This window comes from Cobetia sp. 2AS, assembly GCF_029846355.1.
Lineage (GTDB): Bacteria > Pseudomonadota > Gammaproteobacteria > Pseudomonadales > Halomonadaceae > Cobetia > Cobetia amphilecti.
The window spans coordinates 1-228 of record NZ_JARWKQ010000034.1; the positions used below are offsets into that span (position 1 = coordinate 1).

General features: G+C 66.7%; 1 protein-coding gene. It reads right to left on the bottom strand.

Features of this window, described 5'->3' with window-relative positions:
- The coding region (locus QD356_RS17820) for a hypothetical protein (protein ID WP_279878504.1) at positions 1-228 on the bottom strand (228 nt) is incomplete at both ends.

Below are 228 nucleotides of genomic sequence, written 5' to 3' on the forward strand. Positions count from 1 at the left end.
ATGACCAGCGTGACGGTGCTGCCGTCTTCGGCATCGGTGGTACCGACGATGGTCGGCGTGGTGTCGGAGGTCAGTGCGGGAGCATCGACAGTCAGCGCCGGCGCGCTGGCGTCGATCTCGCCTACATCATTGCTGGTCGCGGTGTTGCCGACCGGATCGGTGACCGAGGCCTCGACGCTGTACTCGCCTTCGCTCAGCGGGGTCTCGGCGTCGACGCTGTAGGTACCG